Source organism: Kitasatospora sp. NPDC023118 (genome assembly GCF_055560875.1).
Genome location: NZ_JBVHHW010000044.1, coordinates 41,167 through 48,510 on the forward strand (window position 1 = coordinate 41,167; position 7,344 = coordinate 48,510).

At 70.0% G+C, this 7,344-nt stretch carries 4 protein-coding genes; 1 reads left to right on the forward strand and 3 read right to left on the reverse strand.

Translation table 11 applies throughout. From position 1 onward, the window contains the following. Window positions 1-291 precede the first annotated feature (291 nt). Entirely contained in the window at window positions 292-1,878 is a 1,587-nt protein-coding gene (locus ACZ3UD_RS34810; RefSeq protein WP_465597115.1) for a Na+/H+ antiporter, read from the forward strand. A 272-nt stretch (window positions 1,879-2,150) separates the two neighbouring features. On the opposite strand, the gene ACZ3UD_RS34815 is transcribed toward ACZ3UD_RS34810, so the two are convergent. The 3 genes from ACZ3UD_RS34815 to ACZ3UD_RS34825 are packed head-to-tail and all read right to left on the reverse strand — an operon-like array spanning window position 2,151 to window position 6,685. After that, window positions 2,151-3,140, reverse strand: a complete 990-nt coding sequence (locus ACZ3UD_RS34815; RefSeq protein ID WP_465597118.1) for an antibiotic biosynthesis monooxygenase — start codon at window positions 3,138-3,140, stop codon at window positions 2,151-2,153. 3 nt (window positions 3,141-3,143) lie between these two features. Further along, window positions 3,144-5,861: a molybdopterin-dependent oxidoreductase gene (locus ACZ3UD_RS34820; RefSeq protein ID WP_465597121.1), complete on the reverse strand. Its 2,718-nt coding sequence runs from the start codon at window positions 5,859-5,861 to the stop codon at window positions 3,144-3,146. Further along, window positions 5,858-6,685 (reverse strand): FAD binding domain-containing protein, encoded by an 828-nt coding sequence (locus ACZ3UD_RS34825; RefSeq protein ID WP_465597124.1) that lies wholly within the window; start codon window positions 6,683-6,685, stop codon window positions 5,858-5,860. Before ACZ3UD_RS34825 ends, ACZ3UD_RS34820 begins: the two co-directional genes overlap by 4 nt. Between the last annotated feature and the right edge of the window lie 659 nt (window positions 6,686-7,344).

Below are 7,344 nucleotides of genomic sequence, written 5' to 3' on the forward strand. Positions count from 1 at the left end.
GGCCCGTCCTCGGTTGTCACCGCCCTGGGGCGGGCGGCGCGGCGGTGGCCTGCGACGCCATGGCGGCGGCCAGGAAGGGCGCGGCGATGACGGTGACCAGGGCCCGACGAAAGTCGACATGGCGTGCCTCCTCGCGGGGAGAGCAGCCGTTTTTCACCGTGCGCCGCCCAGGGGGCCGGTCCTTGCCGCCGGGGCCGCCGTTGGCGGTGCGCTGGTGTCGGTGATCCGGTTACGTTGATAGAGCACCTGGTCAGAGGGGGGTAACAAGCCGTAACCCACCGGGGACGCTGCATGACTGGCCTGACCGTCATCCTGCTGCTCGTGGTCCTGGCCACGGCCGTGGCCACCGGTGCCCGGCGCTGGCGCCTGCCCGCTCCCTCGCTCCTCGTCATCGCCGGTCTGGTCGTCGGGCTCATACCCTGGGTTCCCGAGGTCCGCCTGCCGCCTCACGTGATCAGCGTGCTGGTGCTGCCGCCACTGCTCTACGCCTCGGCCGGGGAAATCTCCGTGCGCGACCTGCGCAGCGTGTGGCGGCCGGTGACCGGCCTGGTCTTCGGTCTGGTCCTGGCCTCGGCCGTCGCCGTCGGGTACGTCGCCCGAGCGATCACCCCGCTCACCATCGCGACCGCGTTCATCCTTGGCGCTGTCCTGGCCAGCACCGACCCCGTGGCCGTTACCGCACTCGGCCGGCGCCTGTCCCTCCCACCACGGGTGCAGGCCATGGTGCAGGCGGAAAGTCTGTTCAACGACGCCACGTCGCTGGTTCTGTACAAGGTCGCCGTGGCGACCGCGGTTTCCGGCAGCGCCATCACCGTGTCCGCGACGGTCGAGCAGTTCCTGATCCTCGCGGGCGGAGGAGCCCTCATCGGCGCGGCGGTCGCCGCGGTGGTGACCCTCATCCGCAGACGGACCGAGGACCCCGTGCTGGAGACCGTCATCGCACTGGTCACTCCGTACGCCTCGTACGTCATCGCGGAGGACTCGCACGCCTCCGGCGTGACCGCCGTCATCGTGTCCGGGGTGGTCCTGGGCAGCACCGGCCACAAGCTCGGCAACGCCCCCGTCCGTCTCCAGGTCCACGCCGTCTACGACACCGTGACCTTCCTGCTGGAGAGCGTCGTCTTCGCCCTCATCGGTCTCGAGCTCCCCTCCGCGGTCCGTCACCTCGCGCACGACGAGCACGGCTGGCCGCTGTGGGTGCCGGTGATCGCTTTCACCGTGCTGGCGATCCGCCTGCTGTGGATCTTCCCGCTGTCCGCCCTGATCCACTACCGGCACAAGGAGGGCGACAGTCGCCTCTCCTGGCGCGTTCCGGCCGTCCTGTCCTGGGCGGGCACCCGAGGCGTCATGCCGCTGGCCGCCGCGCTCTCCATCCCCCTGGTCACCCACACGGGGGCGCCGCTGCCGCACCGGGCGCTCATCCTCACGCTCACCACCGGGACCGTCGCGCTCACCGTTGTGTTCCAGGGCTTCACCCTCGCTCCCGTCGTGCGCCGCTCGGGCATCGCTCTGGAACCGGAGCACACCGCCCGCGAGGAGGCCCGGACCCGCCGACACATCGCCCACACCGCTCTCGACGAGCTCAAACAGCTCGGCGATCTGGATGAGCTCGCCGAACTGGGCGCCGCCGCTGAGGCCGCCGTGAAACAGGCTCGCCGCGATCTGGAAGCGCGCATCCACCAAGCGGAAGACGCCCACTACAGCGACCCGGACGCCCGTCCCGCCGACGCCTACCGCGAGATACGCCGGACACTCATCGACATCGAGGCGACCGAGCTCCAGCGCCTCTACGAAGCAAACATGATCAGCAACGCCACCCGGCGCCGGATCCAGCGCGAACTCGACCTCGAGGAAGCCAGCCTCCGTGCCCGCGACTGACGAGTCCGCGCCGCAAGCGATACCCGCATCCAGACCGGGCGGAGCGACAACACACCCGCTCTCCTTCGCCCTCACCGCCCACCTGCTGCCCGCACCCACCCGCGCACCCCGGCCGCGGGTGGTCACCGCCGGACTCAAGGTTCACTCCTGGACATTGTTCAGGAACGGTCCTGCCCCCGTCCGGACGGTGCGCCGGGCACGGCGTGACCGCCCGGCTGGTTCTTCCCGGGAGAACACCACGCGCGGTCACGAGCCACGCGTGGAGCACCAGGTCAGGGCAGCGACCAGAACCGGGTCGTCACGAGGTAGAAGACGACGGCCCAGAACGCGGTCACCGCAGCGACGATGCCGGGACCGACGAGGTTGGTCCTCGCCGCGGGTTCGTCCGGTGACGGCCGCAGCCACCGCCTGAGCAGCGGGTTCACGTAGTAGGGCATCGTGAAGAAGCTCATGATGAAGCTCGACAGCAGGTTGCCCACCAGCAGCCCGAGCCAGAGCGGCAATTTCAGCGGCGACAGGACGAGCGTCAGCAGCACCACGGTCGGGTACAGGCCGACCCAGACCGCCACGGCGGTTTTGGTTTCCGAGGGTGGCGGCGCTTGCCGGCGGTCGCCTTCGAAGGCGAACCAGCTGCCGAACGAGTTGTCGATCGTGCGCAGTTCGAAGGAGCTGAACTCCTCGCCCTCGGCGAGGAGTTCCCGCCGCTTGGCCGACGTCAGCCAGGCGTCGAGGTGCTCGGCGGTGTCGAACCGGTACAGCGTGGTCCACTCGTCCTGAAGACCCTCGATCGGGCGGAAGAGCTCGGTTCCGCGGAAGCCTTCGAACGTGCTCTCCTCCTGGCTCATGCGGTCCTGCCAGGCGAGGAAGTCGTCGACGCGGCGCGGGTGGACTCGATGGGTGACCACCACGGTCACCAGTGGATCCGCTGTTCGAGTGCCGCCGGTGACGACCTGCTGGGTCGCGGGGCCGTCGAAGTACTTGCTGCCGGCATCGAGAAAACGCTGCCGGGTCGCGCTGTTGATCCACACCTGCATGTGGGCGATCGAGTCGAATCGGTAGACGACGACCCAGTCGGGTTGCCGGGGCGTCGGCGGGGAGATCTCGGCGCTGAGGAACCCGGCGTAGCCGGCGGCAGCGGCGTTGACGTCCTCCTGCCACGTCTCGTACTCCCGCTCCAGTCCGGGCAGGACCTTCTGGCCGATGATCGCCGTCGCCGCGGCGTCCTCGTGCCGGCCGCTGTTCAGCTGCCTGTCCGTGTTCATGGCTCAGGCCGCTGGCACCGGCCGGCTCTCGTTGAGCCGACCGTAAATCCGTTCCGGGGTCAGGGGCAGCGCGCGGTAGCGGACACCCGTGGCGTCGTGGAGCGCATTCGCCAACGCGGGGGCCACCGGATTGATGCAGCACTCCGCGATCCCCTTCGACCGCAGGGGCCCGAAGGAATCCGACGACTCCACCAGGAGCACGTCGGTACGGGGGACATCGGCGTAGGCGGGGATGCGGTAGTTGCGGAAGTTCGGGTTGACCATGACGCCATTGGCGTCGACGAGGTAGTTCTCGGTCAGTGTGAAGCCGATCCCCTGGGCGACACCGCCCTCCACCTGTCCCCGGACCTGCGCGGGGTTGATGACCGTGGCGGCGTCGGTCGCCTGGACGCTGTAGAGGATGCGGATCTCGCCCGTCACCCGGTGGACGGCGATGCGGAAGCCCTGCGTGTTGGAGGCGACGCTTCGGGGGGAGCCGTAGGCCTTGCGGGCGGCGGTGAACCGGATTCCGCGCGCGCGGGCCAGGGCGACGAGCTCGGCCAACGACACCCGCCGGTCGCCGCACACGACGCCGTCGTCGTCCATCGAGCACATCACGACATGGACGCCCGTGTGAGCGGCGGCGAATTCCAGGACCCGGTCGCGCACGGCGTTAGCCGCTCGAAGCACCGCGTTGCCCGCCACGAAAAGGCCCGCACTCGCGAAGGCGCCGGTGTCGAATCCCGTGCGGTCGGTGTCGGACCGCACCAGGCGGATCCGCGACGGGGTCGTGCCCAGCTGGTTGGCCGCGATCTGGACATGGGCGGTGGGGGTGCCCTGGCCGAACTCGACCGTTCCCACGGCCACCTCGTACCTGAGGTCGTCGCCGAGCGTGACCCAGGCCTCCGAGGTGTGCTCGGTCGGGGGCGCGGTCTCGTGCAGGGAACTCGCCACGCCGACCCCGACGAGCCACCCGGGGCCGGGGGGCGGCTGATCGGCCGTGCGGGCCAGCGCGTCGTCCACGAGGTCGATGCACTTCGCGAGTCCGTCCTCGGTGAACAGCAGGTCGTCGGGGCCGTCGTGCAGGGCGAGGAGCGGATCACCCGGCCGCACGATGTTGCGGCGCCGCAGTTCGAGCGGATCGAGGTGCAGGGCGCGTGCCAGTTCGTCCATCGCCGACTCCACGGCGAACGCCGGCTGCGTCATCCCGTAACCGCGCAGCGCCCCGCTCGGAACGGTGTTCGTGTAGACGGCGAAGGCGTCGTACTTCTTGTTGGGACAGCGGTAGATCATGCCGGCCGCGCCACCCGCGTACAGCGTCTCGCCGCCGTGGTTGCCGTAGGCGCCCGTGTTCGACACGTTGCGGACCTGGAACGCCGTCAGCGTTCCGTCCGCCTTCGCGCCAAGCCGGACCGTCAGCGTCATCGGATGCCGGGGCGAGGCCGTGGTGAACTCCTCCTCGCGGGTGTACTCGAAGCAGACGGGCCGCCCGGTGTCCAGGGTGGCGAGCGCGGCCAGATCCTCCGAGAACACCTCCTGTTTGCCGCCGAAGGCGCCGCCCACGCGCTTGCAGAACACGCGGAGCTGGTCCGGGCGCAGCGCGAACAGGTAGGCGAGTTTGACCTTGGCGATCGACGGCGACTGCGAACTGGTACGGACGTTCAGGCGGCCGTCCTCCATCCAGGCGATCGAGCCGTGGGTTTCGAGATGCGCCTGCTGCACGCGCGGCGAGGAGTACGTGCCTTCGTGGATCACGTCGGCCTCGGCGAACCCCGCGTCGACATCGCCGATGTGCGCATGGAGCTCCAGCAGGATGTTGCGCACGGGGTCGCGGACGAAGGGGTCGTGCGAGCCGTGCAGCTGCGGCGCTCCCTCGGCCATCGCCTCCTCGGGGTCGAAGACCGCCGGCAGCACCTCGTACTCGACGGCGACCCGCCTGCAGCCCTCCTCCGCCGCCCCGACGGTGTCGGCCAGGACCGCGACGACCCGCTGGCCGACGAAGCGGACCGTGTCGTCGAGGATGAAGGTGTCGTCCGGATCGACGAGATGGTCGGTGTGGATCGCCGTGGTGAAACGCCTGCGCGGCACGTCCTCCCAGGTGTAGACGCGATGCACGCCGGGAACCGCGAGTGCGGCGGTCTTGTCGATCGAGACGACCCGGGCGTGTGCGTGCGGCGAGTGCAGCACCTTGAGGTGCAGCATGCCGTCGATGCGGGTGTCCATCGTGAACTCGGCGCGGCCGGTGACCACGTCGTCGGCCGCCGGGGTAGCGACGCTCGTCCCCACGGCCTTTCCCGGGGCGGCCGTCTCGACACCGACGACGCCCTTCACGGCATCCTCGATCCCCCGGTAGCCGGTGCAGCGGCAGAGATTGCCCTTCAACGCCCGTGGCAGGTCCTCCTTCTGGGCCTCGGTGAACGTCGCCGACGTCATGATCATCCCTGCGGTGCAGAAGCCGCACTGGAATCCCGGGGCGTCGCGGAACTGCCGCTGCACGGGATGCAGATCGCCGGGTGATCCGAGGCCTTCGATCGTCGTCACCTCACGACCGTCCGCGCGGAACGCGGGGGTGATGCAGCTGTGGATCGGACTGCCGTCCAACCACACCGTGCACGCACCGCAGTCGCCGGCGTCGCAGCCCTTTTTGACGCCGTAGTGGCCGAGTGAGCGAAGGAAGGTCCGCAGGCACTGGCCGGGCTCCGGTTCCTCGTCGAAACGTCTGCCGTTCACGATGTAGGTCACGCCGGGCTCCCAGCCATGAGTTCGCGACGAATCTCTTCGGCGAAGTGCTGTGTCAGGTGACGGCGGTGGTCGGGGGTCCCGTTGGGATCCGCGAACCAGACGTCGGCGGGGACGGCGTCGATGCTCTGCCGCAGAGTTCGGGCATCGGGCACGGCGTCGAAGGCGAGGCGCACCGGCCGTGTGGTGCCGGCCGTGACGGTGAGCAGCAGGTCGTTCGTACCGGGCGTCTGAGTACCGATGAGGAAGACCGTCGAACGGCCGAGGCGGGTCAGCGTGAAGCGGCGGTGCGTGGCGCGTTTCCTCAGCGCGCGCGCCGGAATGGTGATGCGCCGCAGGACTTCCCCGGGAGTCAGAACGTTCTGGTTGTCGCCGGTCACGAAGTCGAGGGCGTCGACGACGCGCGCGGACCCGTCCGGGGCGCACAGTTCGTACGTCGCCTCCAGGGCGACCGTCAGCGTGATCATCGGGCCGGCCGGCAGGGACAGGCAGATGTTGCCACCGACGGTCGCCGAGTTCCACACCTTGAACGAGGCCAGGAACGCGTCGCAGCTCGTCGCGAGAAGGGTGCCCGCGATCCAGTCGTCCGGCGGCACGAAGGCATACAGGTCACGGATGGTGCACGTGGCGCCGATCTCGAGGCCCGTGTCGCTCGGCACGAGGGCATCCCAACGCAACGCCGTCAGGTCGATCAGGCGACGCAGGCCCGGTTGCTCCGTGGAGAACAGCCACGTTCCCCCGGCGAGCCAGGCGTCGCCCTCGCGCCAGTGCGCGCCCGGTCGATCCGGCGGACGGCGGACGACTTCGGTGATGGTGTTGAGATCCACGGGAATCGATCTCCCTTGCGACGATCACCGCGCGACGGACCGCCCACCGAACTCGACCAGCCCAGGGCGCGGCGCCGATCGCGTCCATGACGGCACCGGGAGCGGCGCAACCTCGCGCGGCAGAATCGGACGCCGGCCGCCGCGGTCGAACACTGCCGCAGGAAGACCCGGAGGGCCCGCGGTCGAGCCTATGCAGAACGGGCCGGCCTCGCCATTTCAGCCATGGCCGGCGCCCGGCGCCCGGTGGCGGGCGCGGTGTAGGCGGTGAGGGTGGCGCGCAGGCGCAGGCGCTGGCGGTCAGGGCAGTGGCGTAGGCGGATCCGGTGGGTGCGGTGGGCGGTGTCCGCCGGGCCGTGGGGGAGGCAGACGGTGCCGTTCGGCGGGTCCTGGTGTCCAGGGGCAGTTCACCGGCGGCGTTCCAGCGCTTGCACCTCGTCTCCCGGCCGCTCCCAGGACAGGCCGCGTGCAGGAGGTGGGGCCGGCGATGACCGCCACGGTTCGGCGGGGTGTGGTGGCGGTCTCAGTGGCGGCCGCCTGGTGTTGACTCAGCGTGGTGGCGGTGGGTCGGTCGGTGATGTCGCCGGGGCCTGTGCAGTGAGTGCGCTCACACGTGGATGTGGTGCACGAGGACGAATAGTAGTGTCCGTTTTGCACCCTTT